Raw genomic sequence first — 15,110 nt, forward strand, 5'->3', positions numbered from 1 at the left:
CGGCCCCACCGACCGCGTCATGGTGGTCGGCGCGGGACTCTCCGGGCTCTCCGCGGCACTGCATCTGCTCGGCTCCGGCCGGGAGGTGACCGTCGTCGAACGGGACGCCGGACCGGGCGGCCGGGCGGGCCGCACCGACCTCGGCGGCTTCCGGCTCGACACCGGCCCCACCGTGCTCACCATGCCGCACCTTCTCGACGAGGCGTTCGCCGCTGTGGGCACGTCGGTGAGGGGCCGACTGGAACTGACGCAGCTCCACCCGGCCTACGGGGCGCTTTTCGCCGACGGTTCGAGCCTGGACGTGCACACCGACGCCGAAGCGATGGAGGACGAGATCCGCCGCTTCGCCGGGCCACACGAGGCAGCCGGGTACCGCGCTCTCCGCCGCTGGCTGGAGCGCCTGTACCGCGTGCAGATGCGCCGTTTCATCGACGCCCACTTCGACTCTCCCCTCGACCTCCTGCATCCCGACCTGGCGCGGCTGGCCGCGCTCGGCGGCTTCGGCCGCCTCGAGAACCGCATCGGCCACTTCCTGCGCGACGAGCGGCTGCGGCGCGTCTTCACCTTCCAGTCGCTCTACGCCGGGGTGCCCCCGGCCAAGGCGTTGGCTGCCTACGCGGTCATCGCCTACATGGACACCGTGGCAGGCGTGTACTTTCCGACCGGTGGCATCCACGCCGTCGCTCGTGCCATGACCGCGGCAGCAGCCGAAGCCGGAGCCACCTTCCTCTGGAACACCGAGGTCGGCAGCCTGGAGCGGTCCGGCGACCGGATTCGCGCCGTGCGCACCGCCGACGGCCGTCGCCTGCCCTGCGACGCCGCCGTCCTGACCTGCGACCTGCCCGCCGCCTACCGCCTGCTGGGCCGAACACCGCGCCGGCCGCTTCGGCTGCGGCACTCACCGTCCGCCGTCGTGCTGCACGCCGGAACCGACCGCACCTGGGACGAGCTGCAGCACCACACCCTCTTGTTCGGTCACGCCTGGCATAGCACCTTCGACGAACTCACCCGCCACGGGCGCCTGATGACCGACCCGTCGCTGCTGATCTCACGCCCCACCGCCCACGACCCCGGCCTCGCCCCACCGGGTCGGCACCTGCACTACATCCTGGCGCCCTGCCCCAACACCGACATCGGCCCGAGCCCCGCCGCCTGGCGCGACCTGGGCCCCCGCTACCGGGACGAGCTGGTCGCCGAGCTCGAACGCCGCGGCCTGACCGGCCTGAACACCTCCATCGAGGACGAGCAGCTGGTCACCCCCGCCGACTGGACGGCCCAGGGCCTGGCCGCAGGCACCCCCTTCTCCGCCGCCCACACCTTCGCGCAGACCGGCCCGTTCCGTCCCCGCAACCTGATCCGGGGCATCACCAACGGCGTCCTCGCCGGCTGCGGAACCACCCCCGGCGTCGGCGTCCCCACGGTCCTCATCTCGGGGAAGCTCGCCGCCCAGCGGATCACCGGAGCGAGGGCGCTTCCCGCGTCCCGCCACCACCACTGCGCCGAGAGCATGCCGCACTGCGGCAGCCGCATCCCGGCAGGAGGCACCGATCATGACGGCACGTGAACTGACGGCCGCCGGCATCACCGAACCGGGCCTGCGCCGGGACTACACGCTGTGCCGCGCCCTGAACGCCCGCCACGGCCGCACCTACTTCCTGGCCACGCGCCTGCTGCCGCCCGCGCGTCGCCCGGCCGTGCACGCGCTGTACGGCTTCGCCCGCTGGGCCGACGACATCGTCGACGACCTCGCCGCCGACGCCGCCGTCCACGAGCGGGCGGCCGCCCTGAGCCGCTGGGAGCAGGAGCTGGCGGTCGGCCTCCGCACCGGCTCCAGCCGCGAACCGGTCGTCCGAGCCCTGGCGCACACGGCCCGCACCTACGGCATCCGCCACACCCACTTCACCGACTTCATGGCGTCCATGCGCATGGATCTCCAGGTCCGCGCCTACGCGGACTATCCGGCTCTGCAGACCTACATGCACGGCTCGGCGGCCGTCATCGGCCTGCAGATGATGCCGGTGCTGGGCACCGTGGTCCCGGCGGAGGAAGCCGAAGCCCACGCTGCCGCGCTCGGTGTGGCCTTCCAGCTGACCAACTTCCTCCGGGACGTCGGCGAGGACCTCGACCGTGACCGCGTCTACCTGCCCGGCGACCTGCTGGCCGCGCACGGCGTCGACCGGGGCCTGTTGCAGTGGAGCCGTGCCACCGGACGCGACGACCCACGCATCCGCAGCGCCCTGCGGGCCGCCGCCGCCCTCACCCGCGAGGTGTACCGGGAGGCCGAGCCGGGCATCGCCCTGCTCGATCCCGTCTCCCGCCCCTGCATCCGCGCCGCCTACACCCTGTACTCGGAGATCCTCGACGCCGCCGCCGACGCCGGCTACCCGGTCCTCCACCGCCGCGTCGCCGTCTCGCCGGCCCGCCGCGCCGTGGTGGCCGGCCGCGGCGCCATCGGAGTCGCCGCCGCCCGGCTGCGGCGCGCCCCTTCCACCGCACGGCGACGCCCCGGGACGCCGGAACCCGTCCGTCACCCCGTTCTGCCGCGAGAGGACTCGGCATGAACCCGCTCCCCGCACCTCGCCGCAGACCCCGTCTTCCGCTCTCCTGGCGCCGCCGGCCCGGCCGCTGGCACGCTCAGGCCCCCACCTGGCGCGAGGCGAGACCCGCGCTCATCGCGGCCGCCCTGAAGACGGCCTCCGCTCGGCCGACCGGCAACTGGTATGTCGTCGCAGGCAGTCGCGAGGTGCGCCCGGGCACCGTCCTGGGCCGCACCGTGGGCGGTGTGGAGGTCATCTTCTGGCGCGGGGACGACGGTGCGCTCCGTGCGGGGCAGGGTGCCTGTCCCCACCTCGGTGCGCCGCTGCGTGACAGCCCGGTGCGCTGCGGGAGAGTGGTCTGCCACTGGCACGGTCTCGCCCTGGACGGCACGCCGTTCGCCGGCTGGCAGCCCTACCCCGCCCACGACGACGGCCTGCTGGTCTGGGTGCGACTGGACGCGCTGGGAGGCGAGTCCCCGCTGCAGAGCCCGCTCGTCCCCGCCCGTCCCTCCCTGCCCGGCGCGGTCGGTGCCGTCATGAGCGCGCAAGGCGTCTGCGAGCCGGAAGACGTGGTCGCCAACCGGCTCGACCCCTGGCACGGCGCCTGGTTCCACCCCTACTCCTTCGTCGACCTCACGGTGGAGAGCGCCGCCGACGAAGGCTTCACCGTACGGGTGTCGTTCAAGGTGGCCGGCCGGCTCGTCGTCCCCGTACGCGCGACGTTCACCGCCCCCGGACCCCGCACCGTCGTCATGCGGATCGTCGAAGGCGAAGGTGAGGGGTCCGTGGTCGAGACGCACGCGACCCCCCTCGGGACCGACCCGCACGACCGGCCCCGCACGCGTGTCGTCGAAGCCGTCGTCGCCACCTCCGAACGGCCCGGGTTCGTCGCCGCGCGGCGCGCCGCCCCGCTGCTGCGTCCGCTCATGAGTGCGGCGGCCGCGCGCCTGTGGCGCGACGACCTCGCCTACGCCGAACGCCGCTACCTGCTGCGCTCCACCGGCCGGTTCCCCGGCTGACGGCGCCACCCGGCAGCCCGAGGGGAACGAGCAGCGAAGCAGGTCAGGCCAGGGCCGCTGCGGCCCTCAGCGCGGCCGAGCGCCCCGCCCGCGGCACGGTCCACAGCGTCTGCCCGCGCACACCCCACTGCCGCAGCAGGGCGTTCGCCGCCTGGAATCCGGTGGTCGCCGCCCGCTCCATCAGGGCCACCGGCAGGTCGGTGCGCACCAGATCGCCGGCGAGCATCAGCCGTGCGTGCGGCGTGGTCACTCCGGGGCGGCGCGGGTGACCGCCCACCTCGAAGAGCGGGCAGTCCGCCCGCCACTCGTGCCGCGCATCGATGATCCGGGCGTGAAGCGTTTCCGGATACACCGCGTGCAGGTGTGCCGTCAGCTGTTCCTCCGTGGCCGCGCGGTCGGTGCCGTCGGCGACGGCGTAGGCGTGCAGTTCGACGACCGAACCGCCGGTGCGCTCCGCCCATCGGCGGGCCTCACCCTCCCACCGGTCCAGGACGCTGACGTTGTCCAGCGGACCGTAACCGCTGGTGCCCAGGAACCCCGGCCGGTCGGCGGCCACCGGGCGGTCCAGCCACAGGCGGGAGACCAGGAACGGCGGCGCGGCCCGCAGCCCGGCCACGCGCGAGCGCCAGTCGGCGTCGCCCAGACCGGGGGAGCGCTCCACGAGGGACTGCAGCCCCGTGGTGTCCAGCGCGAGCACCACCGCATCCACCTCCTCGCCGCCCGGCCCGGAGACGACCGTGAACCCTCCGTCCCGGGGCTGCACGGTCTCCACCGGCGTCTCCGTGCGGACCCGTGCGCCGTGACGGGCCAGGTAGCCGGCGAGCGGTTCCCACAACGCCTGCGGGAACGGTTCACGGGGGACGTCGAACAGCAGGCCCTCGCTGGAGCCGAGGAAGTAGATGTGGAACATCAGGACGAGTTCGGCGGCGGAGAAGTCGCGCGGGTCGGCGAAGAAGCTGCGGGAGAACACCTCGAACGCGAGATGCCGGGCGGCGGGCGGAAACCCGATCGCGTCCAGGTACGAGGCGGCGCTGACGCCGTCGAAGCGCGCGTACACCTCCGGAACCCGCACGTCCAGCAGCGACAGTGCCGCCCGCGGCCGGATCCGGGTCAGATCCCGCCAGGCGAAGGCCTCGCTGCGGGCCACGAACGCCGCCGCGTTCCACGGAGGCGTACGGGGCAGTCCGCGGAAACCGTCACGCAGACCGTCGCGGTGCCACAACGGATAGTCCGCGAGCGGCGTGAGCATGCCGAGGGATCCGTCCACCCGCCGCAGCAGTCCCCGCAGGTTGTAGTACTGGCGAAAGAAGGCGTGGAAGCCGCGGCTCATCGTCACCCGGCTGCCGTCCGCGAGACGCTCCGGCCGGCCCAGCAGCCGACCGCCCAGCCCGGACTCCCTCTCGTACACCGTGACGCGCGCACCACGTTCGGCCAGCCCGGTCGCCGCCGCGAGCCCGGCGATGCCGCCGCCGACCACCGCGACGCGCGGCGGCGCACCCGTCAGCCGCGGCGCCCCCGGTGGCGGCCGCAGCGCCTCCGCGCGCGGGTCGCGTCCACGCCGTGCCCGGCCGTGAGCATCCACACGGATCACGCGGCACCCCCTCGGCGCGCGACGAAGGTGTGGACGATGCCCCACTGCCACCCGGTGGCCGGAAGCACCCGCACGTCCTCGAATCCGGCCCTTCGCAGCCGGGCACGGAAGCCGGCGGCGTCGTCGAAGTCCAGGACGCTGCGCCACAGATGCCGGTAAAGGCGCCCGTCGCCGCGCAGTGACGCCACGGGGACGAGACCGCCCCGGCAGACTCCCGTCCACAGCGCGCGGTGTGCCCGGGCGCCGCTGAGGGTGTACTCGTGCACCGCCAGCCGCCCAGCCGGAGCCAGCAGGTCCCGTACCGCGGCCAGTACCCCGTCGGTGTCGGAGAGGTTGCGGAAGAGGTACGCGGCGAAGACCGCGTCGAACGGGCCCCGCACCCCGGCTTCCGTGAGCTTCTCGGCGGGGCCGTGGACGAACTCCACCGCACCGAGCGGCCACGGTTTGGCCTCCGCCCGCTCCAGCATCCCCGCCGACGCGTCCACGGCGGTGACGTGGGCCCGTGGCGCGGCGGCCAGCAGCGCGGCGGTGGAGGACCCGGTGCCGCAGCCCAGATCCAGGATGCGCGGCGCCGCACCGCGGTCAGGAAGGCGCAGTCGTCGCGCGGAGCGCCGGAGCCCGGCCCGGTAGCCCGGGTTGGCGGCCGTGAAGCGGTCGTAGGTGCCGGCGGCGTGGTCGAAGGCGGCGGAGAGTTCTTGGTCGTGCAGCAGGGGCACCGCGTCTCCAGGGTGGGTGTCAGGCAGGCGTCAGGTCGTCGTGGGCGGTCGGGGCCGCAGCCAGGGAAGTTCGGCCACGGTGCGGAGCATGGGCAGCACCGGGGTGCTCGCCCCGACCCGCAGGTCTTCGAACGGTGTCGTCGTTCCGTCCAGAAAACGCAGCAACCGCCTGGTGTCGTTACGCGTGAACAACCGCTCGAAGAACGCGGCGCCGTCCACCCGGCCGGTGTCCAGGGCGCGCAGCATCACCGCGTCCATCGCCCGGGACCTCGCCGTGTGCGCGGGAGGGGGCGTGGGAGTGCGGCCGGCGAACAGGGCGTCGGCCACCGCGCGCACCTGGCGCTGCGCGGCGGTGAACGTGTAGCCGGTGGAGGGCCGCGTCGCGCCGCCGGCCGTACCGATGCGGAAGACGGAAGCACCGGCGCGCCGGGGGAAGCGGCCGTCCGTCATCGGGATGGCGCCCTGCTCGGTCGCCTCGACCTCGAAGCGGCCGAGTCCCAGGACCTTCCCCGTGTAACGGCGCAGGGCCTCGTCGTACTGCGCCACGGACAGCGGTCTGCGGGAGAACTCGGTGTACTCCACGAGGGCTTCACGTGCGCCGAAAGGGAGGACGTAGCCGAAGGACAGTCCCTCCTGGGGCTGTTCGGTGCGCAGATCCATCAGCACCGCGGCTCCCGGATCGAACGCGTCGCGCTCCGTGCGCAGGAACCAGCCCCGGAAGTGCTGCCACAGCAGCGTCCGTGCCGGAGGCAGGGCGCGCGGACGGGAGTCGAAGACCCACCGGGCGCCCACCGTACGCTCCGCTCCGTCCGGTGCCGTGCAGTGCACGCGTGCCTCCCTCTGCCCGTCGTCGATGCCGGTGACCGTGGCATCGAGACGGGACAGGGTGCGAACGGCCGCGAGGCGGCGGTCGGTCTCCCGCTCGAAGGAGGGAGAACGGATCATCAGGTAGCGCATCGGCGAGATGTCCGATGCGACGACGCTGCCGGTGGGTCCGTGCACGCGGACCCTCGGCCAGGACGCCGTGGCGAGCGCTTCGAGCTCTCCCGGTGCATCGTGCCAGAAGCACCACGTCCGCTCGGGCGGGCGCAGCCGCCTGAGCGGCGTCTCGAGGAGAAGGACCGTCAGCCGAGGGGCTCCCGGCGGCGGGTCGGCCAGCAATCGTGCGAGGGAGAGACCCGCCGCTCCGGCCCCGACGATCGCGACGTCGACGTCAGGCACCGGCCGCACCGCCGCGGCCGGTCGGCGGCAGGGAGCCGCGGACCACGCTCCGACCCGAGTGGGCCGTGGTGCCGTCATACGGCTGGGCCGACACGTCCAGCAGGGCGTACACGTCGGTGTCGACTCCCTTCGGAAGGGTGAGTGTGGAGCTGCCTCCCGTGCCCAGGGTGCCGAGCGGAATCAGCTTCCGGTGCGTGCGGTCCATGAGCCACACCTCGTAGTACCCGGCCGTGGACGGCAGACCGTGCACCGTCACCCGGACGCGGCCCGGCGCGCCGTCCCGCACGAGCTGCACCTCGCCCCGCGCCTCGCCGGTCCCGCCCGCCTCCGGCGGAGTGAGGGCTCGTGTCCCGGCCGCCGTGGGTGACGTCTCGGGCTGCCGCATCTCCCACCAGGTTGCGGCACTGCCCGCGGCGGCGCCGCCCAGCACCAGGCAGACGACGGAGACGACGCCGGCCAGCCGGCGAGAGGCCCGCCAGGTACGCCGGGTACGCCCTGCCACGGTGGGCGTCTCGCGGTCGGTGGCAGCGGATGCCCCGCCCGTGTCACCCCGCGTGGCACCCCACGTACGGGCGTCCTTCGTCACGTCGGCCAGCAGCGCTTCCCACACCCTGGGCGGCGGCGGTACCGGGAGGTCCTCTGCCGTCAGCGACCGCCCGGCCCGGGCGACCCGCTGGAAGGACGCGAGTTGCTCGATGCAGGCGTCGCAGTGACGCAGGTGGCCGGTCTGCCATGGGGTGAGCGTCGCCGCCTGCCCGTCGAGCGCGCGTGCCGCGAGGTCTGCCGGATCGATGTGACGCACTGCGGAAGACCTCCTTCTGACACCGCCCCGGTCGGGGGTGCCGTGGCGCGCACAGGGTGATCATGCCCGCTGCCGGGGTTCTGCGGTGACGACCAGGTTGTTCCGGTAGCCGGTCCCCTCGTCGTACGGGGGAGCGCAGGTGATGAGGGTGAGCACCGGAGGCCCTTCCCGGCGGAACAGCCCGGGCGGCAGCCGTTCCTGGTCGACGACCTCGCGTGCGGTGATGCGGTACCGCGCCGGTTCCGCTCCGTCCCGGCGGACCGACACCTCGTCGCCTGCACGGACGTCGTAGAGAGCGGCGAACTCCCCGAGCTCCCCGGTGGCATGGTCGACATGTCCCACGAGCACCGCGGATCCGCGCTCGCTGCCGGGCGCGACGCCGAAGCGGTACCAGCCCGCCGCGTCGGGCGACGTGGGGACTTCCACCGTTCCGTTCTCCAGCACTCCCACGGGCTCCACGCGCGCCGCGAGGCCGACCCGGTCGATGCGGATGCCCGCCGGCTCGGCGGGCGGCCCGGCGGGCAGCGCGTCGGTCCCGGGTCGCCCTGCTCCGCTCGCGCTCGGTGGCGTCGAGTGCGGGGCCGGAACGGGCGCCTCGGCGCTGCGGGTGTCGCCGGTCGTCCGGGTGCCGAAGTCCGGCGGCGGTCCGTTTCCGGGCAGCAGCACGAACGCCATCGCTGCCGCGGTGCAGAGCACCGCGGCAGCGAGGGCTGCCCGGACCGGTGGCAGGCGTCGTCGCATCGGATGCCTCCTGCGATCCCCTCCCCTCAGCGACGGGAGGCCGCGGCCGTCTGCCGGCGCTGACGCAGTGCCAGGGCGCCGGCCGCCAGGGCGGCCGCACCCGCGGAGCCGGCCAGCCAGAGGGCTGCGGAGTTGGTGCCGGCCTGCGTGTCGCCCGCGCCCGCCTCGACGCCGCCCGGTTCGGAGTGCATCCCGGAGAGCGTCTGCACTTTGAGCGCGAGGTTGTCCTCCTCGGCGCTGCCCCAGGCGTAGACGATGTTGCTCGTGCCTTCCTTCAGGGTCAGGTCGGCCGGGCCGATGGCCACGTCATCGGTCCCGGCGAGCGTCACGTCTGCGGAGATGGTGCCCGCGTCCACCACGCCGGACTTCTCGTTCGGGTTGGTCAGGTCCTTGAACACGGCCTTGTCGTTCGCCCGCACATCCACGGCCGGGGCGGCGGCGACGTGCCGCACCGTCAGGCGGGACTTGCCGGCGTCCACCTTCGCGGTGTCGTTGACGAACGCGGTCAGTTGCGGCTCGCCGTCGGCGCTCAGGTGAGCGGCGACGGTGGCGTTGGCTCCGGCGGGCACCTCGACGGTCTTCTCGATCGCGGGGTCGTCCGACTTCGGGTCGGCGCCGTCGGGGAAGACCTTCAGGTCGTAGCTGCCGGCCGCCAGCGGCATGGGCTCCGTCAGCGTGCCCGGCTTGAAGTCCGGGATCAGCTCCTTGTCGCCGGCGTAGACGTCCACGGTCATCCCCGGGACCCCGTGGAAGACGGACACCATGGCCTTGTCCTGCTCGGAGGCGCCGGCGGGCGCAGCGGCGGTCAGGCCGAGGGCGCAGGTGCCGAGAGCAGCCGCAACGGCGGTGCTCTTGCGGATGTACGACATCTCTCTGGTTCCTTTCACGGGGAGCTCCGCCCGGCGCGGAAGCTGCTGACCTGGATTCCGGGCATCGGGGCGTTCCGGATGCACGGGCGACCGACGAACCGGGTGATGTGTGTGCAGGGCGGGCACCGGCGGGGGTACCGGGTGACGCCGCCGTCCCGCAGGGGGCGTGCCCGCTGACGCCCCGGGTGGGAGTGGCATGTGCATGCGGTGACGGGGGGCGGGCAGAGCGCAGTACGCACTACGGCGCACGTTCACGATCACCGACACTCCGTCGCCCGAGCCCGGCGGGTACGACCACGCGCGCCTCACCGTCAGGCCCAGGACACCGGGTGCGAGCTGAACGCGCGGTGGGACTACGCGGCCTGAGCGGACAGCCGGCAGAAGCAGGAGGAGTGCACCGGGACGTCCGCCCTGGCCCGCGCGAGGCGCAACTGCTGCTCGACGAGGGCGGCTTCACGCGTGCGGCCCAACCGCTCCAGGCACTCGTGGTAGCCGTGGAGGCTCCATACGTTGCCCGGGTGCTGCTGCGACCGGGGGATGCTGCCGTCCAGACCCAGGTCGGCCCGGTACACCGCCTCGGCCTCCTCGACGTGGTCCTGCTCCAGCAGCAGCGCGCCGTAGGCGTGCCGGGTGGGCTGCATCCAGCCCCAGGGTTCGTCGTAGGGGAGGTGGTCGTCGAGTTCGATCGACCGTCGCAGCGCGGCGTAGGCGTCGTCGAGGTTCCCCCTGCGGTACTCCAGTTCGCCCTCCAGCATCGAGGCCGCCACCGCGAGGATGTCCTGACAGGTGTTGTTGAACAGCATGCGCGACTCCGGCACCCGCAGCCGCGCCGCGTCGAACATCACCTGCTGGGCGGCGGCCGCGTCCGTCCGGCCGGAGGCGGCGTGGGCGAGGGCCTTCGCGTAGTGCAGGAGCGCCGTGGTGACGCAGTACAGCTCGGAGTCGCCGGGCAGTTCGGCGTCGATGATCTCCTGCCACATGCCGAAGCGGATCAGGACGTGCATGCGCAGCGGGAGGAGGCCCTCGAGCCAGTCCGCCATCGGCGGCACCTGCACACGGAGGAGTTCCTCGGGAACCGCGGCCTCGAGCGCGTCGCACGTCTGCAGCGCAGCCGCCCGCTGCCCGAGGAACATCGCGCCGTAGATCTTGAAATGGTAGTCGTGGCAGCGGTACAGCGTGTAGAAGTTCATCGGGCCGGAACGCGCCGCACACTTCTCGTCCGCTTCGATGGCGCGCGAGTTGGACGAGACCACGCGGGCGTAGTCGCCGCACAGGACGTCGAGGTGGGTGGGCATGTGCTGCAGGTGGCCCGCGTCGGGGACGAGGTCGCGGAGCCGGTCGGCCATCGGCAGGGCCTGTTCCGGCGTGGACGACATCTCCATCAGGTGGATGTACAGGTGCAGCACGCCCGGGTGGTCCGGCCCCCCGGGCAGTCCCAGCGCGTGGTCGAGGACGGCGCGCGCCTCCACGGCACGGGACCCCGGCGCCGGCTCACCGGTCCACTGGTCCCACAGCTGCCAGGGGGTGAGGTTCAACAGCGCGTCGGCGAACAGCGCGGCCACGTCGAGGTCGTCGGCGTACTCGCCGTACACCCGGCGCATCGCCTCGGCGTAGCGGTGGTTCCACACCGCCAGGTCCGGCACCGCCCGCGGCCGCGGGTAGCGGTGCCGCAGCGCCCCGACGAGCGCCCGCTCCACCGGCGCAGCCCTGTCCGCGAGCCGTGCCGCCTCCTCGGACGCCTCGAACGCCCGGGAGACGCACGTCGCGAGATCGACCGGGTCGAAGGCCTCCCACGGCTTGTTGTAGTTCGGCCCCAGCGCGAAGGCGATGCCCCAGGGAGCCATGGCGCACTCGGCGTCGTGGGCACGCGCCCGCTCGAAACAGTCGATCGCCTCCTCGTGGTGGAAGCCGTAGCTCCACATCAGGCCGCGGTCGAACCAGACCTGCGCCGCCTCCACCGTGGTCGACACCGGCCGGCTGTAACGCCCGAGGTCGTAGTAGTCGCTCATCGCACGCACCCTCCGGCCGTCTCCACCACCACGGGCCCCGTGCGACGGCGGACCGACTCCCCGCCGCGGCCGCGGCGGGCTCCGCCTGCCGCGCCGACAGCGGAAACGCATGCCACACGCCGACGGGCATCCCCGCCGCCACAGCGCGCAGACGCCCTTTCATGGTGACCCTTCCACCTGTCGCCAGCCAGTCGGCGACGCCGAGGCTGGCCGGCGGCTTCCCGGTTCCCGCGTGACGCGCCGAATTTCCGTGCAGGGGACTTCCCGCTCAGCGGGAGGTGCGCGGCCCCCTACGACTCCGTCGGAGCTGCGGACTTCTGGACGGGATTGCCACTCGGTAGGCGCGGAGTCGAGCATTTCAGCACGTCGGAGCTGACGTAACGTGCGGTGTCCGCCGCCAGTTGCGCGGCGCTCTCGGCGAGTCTCTCCGAGGGCACGTCGGACCCTCTCCGGCGGTCGGGAAGGAGCACCTGGACCGATGCGCCAAAGTCACCGTTTTGTGCAGTGCGTCCCTTCGGGCTCCTGCAGTCGAATACGAGTACAGATTTTTCCGGGGTCGTGAACCCTGTCGCAGACCCCAAGGTGATCTTTCTCCGGTTATCCGGATAATATCTCTTATAGTTCTTGAAGAGGTCTTCGGCCTGTGCGTCAGGTTTTATGAAGGTGGCGACTTTCACCACGGAAAAGACATCACCCTTCTTCTGGGTAATCCAGATATCGCAGTCGCCCTCCGTGGCCCCGCCGGTGCCGCCCAAGGCGTCGATTCCACCTCCTTTCGAGGGCATCATTTTGGTACTTGTGTAGGGTCCCGGGTACATCTGCCGCAGTGCACTTGTGGTGATACTTGTGTCGCAGAGTGTATTCTTGAGGCGGCCTGCGTCCCGCTTCGCATCGCCGTCGGCGGAGCAAGACGCGATAAGGAGGCAGGCGATAATTGTCGTTGCCGGCGCGGCTGCGAATTTTCGCAAGTCGATCAACCCCTCTTGCCTGCGCCAACTGCGCCAACGGCGAATGTCTGCTGGGACTCGCGGGCCACAGTGTGTCCCATTTGTTGGGAGTCACTTGCGCTGTAGCCGTGAGTCCGAGCTGATTCTCTGACCATCGAATCCATTGCTCTTTCATGCGACTGTGCGCCGGAAGCATATGTGTCTCGCGCATCGAAATTGGCTTCTGTGGTGTAGTCCTGGCGAATGTGACCCACCACCGCCGTGCTGAGTCCATCATAAGCGGCGCCCACTGCGGCACCTGCAACTGGAGTTGCGTAAATGCCTGTGGCGGTGCTGACTCCTAGCCCGACCCATTTGTTGACTTCGTCGACGGTGGAATTGAAATCATTCGCTTCCGCCGTCTTGTGCCCGTGGACAGCCTCGGCGCGTGCTTCGCTCATGATGCCGGCAATCTCGGAGCCTGGAGTGGTGACGTTGATAACGCGATCCTCTACCCGCCCGAAGTTCTGGCCGTTGCCATCCGCCAGTGTTTCGTCGACCAGTCCTTGGGTGTAACCGATCTGAGCGCCGGTGACCGCCTTGTACGCGTCCGGGTCTTGGCCGATCGAGGCCATGAAATTGATGGCGTTGCCGCGGTCGATACCTGCCTCGCCGCCTACAGGGGCTCCGTTGGTCGGAAGGTCCTGGGTCGTGAACGCTTGCTGGAAATCCCCCATGTAGTTGGCGGTGATGTCGCCGAGGCTGTCCTTGATGGGGTCGAGGCGACCGTCGCCGTCGATGAGGTCCGCGTTCTCGGAGCTGCCGAGCGTGGTGACGAGCTCGTTCACGAGCTTGGCTTGTTCGGGTGTGTGGGCCGGCATCGTGGTGCCGTCGTAGTCGTACGGCATCCCGGTAGTGGCCGCCTCGAGGGCGTGGCCGAGGTGGTCGATGTCCCCGTCGCCGCCGTGCCACTCGCGGTCCTTGAGGAGGTAGTCGAGATTGTCGACCTTGCCGTCGTCGGTGTCCGTGCTGCCGGAGAGGAAGTCGGTGGCCGCTTCGGGGTTGTGGCCGAGGGCGTCGGAGAAGCCGACCATGGGGTCGGAGGTGATGAGGTCGAGAGCGGAGCCGCCGCCGCCCCAATAGGATTCGCGGTCGGAGCCCCAGAACTGGTAGCGGTCCTGCTCTTCCTTGATGAGTTCGGTGCCGAAGTCGTTGAGGAGGCTCGAGTCCCATTCGCCGTTGGCCATCAGGCTGCTGGTGAGCTGGTAGCCGTTGTAGTCGTGGGTGCCTGCACGGCCTCCGGAGGAGTGGTAGTCGTTGTCTCCTGCAGCCATCAGGTCCTTCTCGAACCTGTCCATGGCCCGGCTGTCGACCGTGGTGGCGGTGCCGAGTGTGGTGCCGAGATTCTTCTGGATCTTCTTGAGCAGTTCCTTCTGGTCGTGGCCCGAACCCGGGGGCGGGTTCATCATCGTCATGTAGGACTGCAGCGTCCCGTCCGCCCCTCGTGTCCTGGCGAACTTCTCCGCGAAAACGGGGTCGTTCCCGTGTTTGCTGAGCAGTTTGTTCAGCTCACTGAGCTCGGTGGGGGAAGCGCGACCCGTCATGAGTTCGGCCGCCCGCTCGGCGTCCTTCTCGGCTTGGGCGACCTGTTCGAGGGTGGTGTGACCGGCCTTGGTGAAGGTGTCGTCCTCTTCGCCGTTGCGGTCGGCCTTCAGCGCGGTTTCCGCGGTCTCGTCCGCCTCGGTGGCCTTCCGGAGGATCTCGTCGATCTTCTCCGCGTAGCGGTTCACGAGCCGCTGGCGGCCCGCACGCCAGTCGTCCATGCCCGGGTCGTGGCGGGCTGCCTTGTCCTGGTGCGTCGGGTGGTGGTCCGAGATCGCACCGTTGCCACCGACCTGCAGGTGCTTCTCCTGCATCTCCTCCTCGAGGGTGCGGAGCTGCTTCTGGAACTCGTGGAGGTCGTGATGGATGTCGTCCAGCAGCTTCGCCATACGACCGGCTTCCCCGGCTGCGGCGTCCATCTGTTTCTTCACCTGGACGATCTCGCTCTGAGCGGCGGCGGCGGCCTCGCCCTCCCAACTGCGCTCCAGGCGGCGTCTCACCCTCTGGTCGTAGTCGTCTCCCAGGCCCTCGTAGGCGGATTTGACGGATCGCCAGTCCTTGGCCGCCTGCTCCAGGCCCGACAGATCCGCCTGGTCCAGCTGTTCGTAGTTCATGACGGCCCCCCTCAGCCGAAGTCCTGGCGGATCTTTTCCTGGTTCGCCGACTCCTGTTTCTCTCGCTCGGTGTACTTCACCTCGGAGTCGTGGAGCTTGCGGCTGATCCCGTCCAGCCGGTCGTGCAGATGCTTCACCTGGCGGTTCCAGCGATCCGCGAGCGCGACGAGCCCTTGCGGCGTCTTCCAGCCACCCGCCTTGTTGATCTTCGGCCCTGCCGCCCGGGTCGTGTCGTCGGCCTCGTTGTCCTTCCGGCGCAACTGGCTACGGATGCCCACCAGTGCATCCGCCGCGGCGGTCAGCTCCTTGGTCTCGACCTTGGTCCGACCCATGTCCCCATCCCCGTAACGTAATGGTCCGCGTGCTCAGCGTGAACGCCGACCGGTCATGCTACAGAGCCCCGGGCGCGCCGGAATCGAGGGGCCCACACCACGGTCCCGGGGGCTGCTGGCTCGTGGCGTCA

General features: G+C 71.4%; 13 protein-coding genes. 3 read left to right on the forward strand and 10 right to left on the reverse strand.

Annotated features, from left to right (window positions below; genetic code table 11):
* Positions 1 to 19 precede the first annotated feature (19 nt).
* Genes crtI through K304_RS0107140 form a run of 3 tightly spaced genes read left to right on the forward strand, consistent with a single transcriptional unit; the run spans position 20 to position 3,556 of the window.
* Complete coding sequence (gene crtI, locus K304_RS0107130; protein WP_037789497.1) at positions 20 to 1,564, forward strand: phytoene desaturase family protein; 1,545 nt, start codon at positions 20 to 22, stop codon at positions 1,562 to 1,564.
* Positions 1,551 to 2,561 carry a phytoene/squalene synthase family protein gene (locus K304_RS27770; RefSeq protein WP_037789442.1) on the forward strand — a complete coding sequence of 337 codons (1,011 nt, stop codon included), beginning with the start codon at positions 1,551 to 1,553 and terminating at the stop codon, positions 2,559 to 2,561. The genes crtI and K304_RS27770 overlap by 14 nt, the downstream gene beginning before the upstream one ends.
* Positions 2,558 to 3,556: a Rieske (2Fe-2S) protein gene (locus K304_RS0107140; RefSeq protein ID WP_027763186.1), complete on the forward strand. Its 999-nt coding sequence runs from the start codon at positions 2,558 to 2,560 to the stop codon at positions 3,554 to 3,556. Before K304_RS27770 ends, K304_RS0107140 begins: the two co-directional genes overlap by 4 nt.
* A gap of 43 nt (positions 3,557 to 3,599) precedes the next feature.
* Here the strand turns inward: K304_RS0107140 and K304_RS0107145 are convergent, their stop codons facing one another.
* From K304_RS0107145 to K304_RS0107185, 10 genes are all read right to left on the reverse strand, one after another.
* Positions 3,600 to 5,147 (reverse strand): FAD-dependent oxidoreductase, encoded by a 1,548-nt coding sequence (locus K304_RS0107145; RefSeq protein WP_199779576.1) that lies wholly within the window; start codon positions 5,145 to 5,147, stop codon positions 3,600 to 3,602.
* A complete protein-coding gene (locus K304_RS0107150) occupies positions 5,144 to 5,863 on the reverse strand; it encodes a methyltransferase domain-containing protein (RefSeq protein WP_027763188.1) in 720 nt (239 codons plus the stop codon). The genes K304_RS0107145 and K304_RS0107150 overlap by 4 nt, the downstream gene beginning before the upstream one ends.
* Before the next feature lie 30 nt (positions 5,864 to 5,893).
* Complete coding sequence (locus K304_RS0107155) at positions 5,894 to 7,084, reverse strand: lycopene cyclase family protein (protein ID WP_027763189.1); 1,191 nt, start codon at positions 7,082 to 7,084, stop codon at positions 5,894 to 5,896.
* Positions 7,077 to 7,886: an anti-sigma factor gene (locus K304_RS31625; RefSeq protein WP_027763190.1), complete on the reverse strand. Its 810-nt coding sequence runs from the start codon at positions 7,884 to 7,886 to the stop codon at positions 7,077 to 7,079. Before K304_RS31625 ends, K304_RS0107155 begins: the two co-directional genes overlap by 8 nt.
* A gap of 60 nt (positions 7,887 to 7,946) precedes the next feature.
* Positions 7,947 to 8,627 (reverse strand): class F sortase, encoded by a 681-nt coding sequence (locus K304_RS32010; RefSeq protein WP_078528735.1) that lies wholly within the window; start codon positions 8,625 to 8,627, stop codon positions 7,947 to 7,949.
* Positions 8,628 to 8,653: 26 nt separating this feature from the next.
* A complete protein-coding gene (locus K304_RS0107170) occupies positions 8,654 to 9,496 on the reverse strand; it encodes a DUF4397 domain-containing protein (protein ID WP_027763191.1) in 843 nt (280 codons plus the stop codon).
* A gap of 353 nt (positions 9,497 to 9,849) precedes the next feature.
* Positions 9,850 to 11,505: a hypothetical protein gene (locus K304_RS0107175; RefSeq protein ID WP_027763192.1), complete on the reverse strand. Its 1,656-nt coding sequence runs from the start codon at positions 11,503 to 11,505 to the stop codon at positions 9,850 to 9,852.
* Positions 11,506 to 11,795: 290 nt separating this feature from the next.
* Positions 11,796 to 12,323 carry a hypothetical protein gene (locus K304_RS33265; RefSeq protein ID WP_158687309.1) on the reverse strand — a complete coding sequence of 176 codons (528 nt, stop codon included), beginning with the start codon at positions 12,321 to 12,323 and terminating at the stop codon, positions 11,796 to 11,798.
* Between the two features lie 155 nt (positions 12,324 to 12,478).
* Entirely contained in the window at positions 12,479 to 14,647 is a 2,169-nt protein-coding gene (locus K304_RS0107180; protein ID WP_027763193.1) for a DUF6571 family protein, read from the reverse strand.
* 11 nt (positions 14,648 to 14,658) lie between these two features.
* On the reverse strand, positions 14,659 to 14,979 hold the full coding sequence (locus tag K304_RS0107185; protein WP_027763194.1) for a hypothetical protein: 321 nt from the start codon (positions 14,977 to 14,979) through the stop codon (positions 14,659 to 14,661).
* Positions 14,980 to 15,110: the final 131 nt, after the last annotated feature.

This window comes from Streptomyces sp. CNS606 (genome assembly GCF_000426325.1).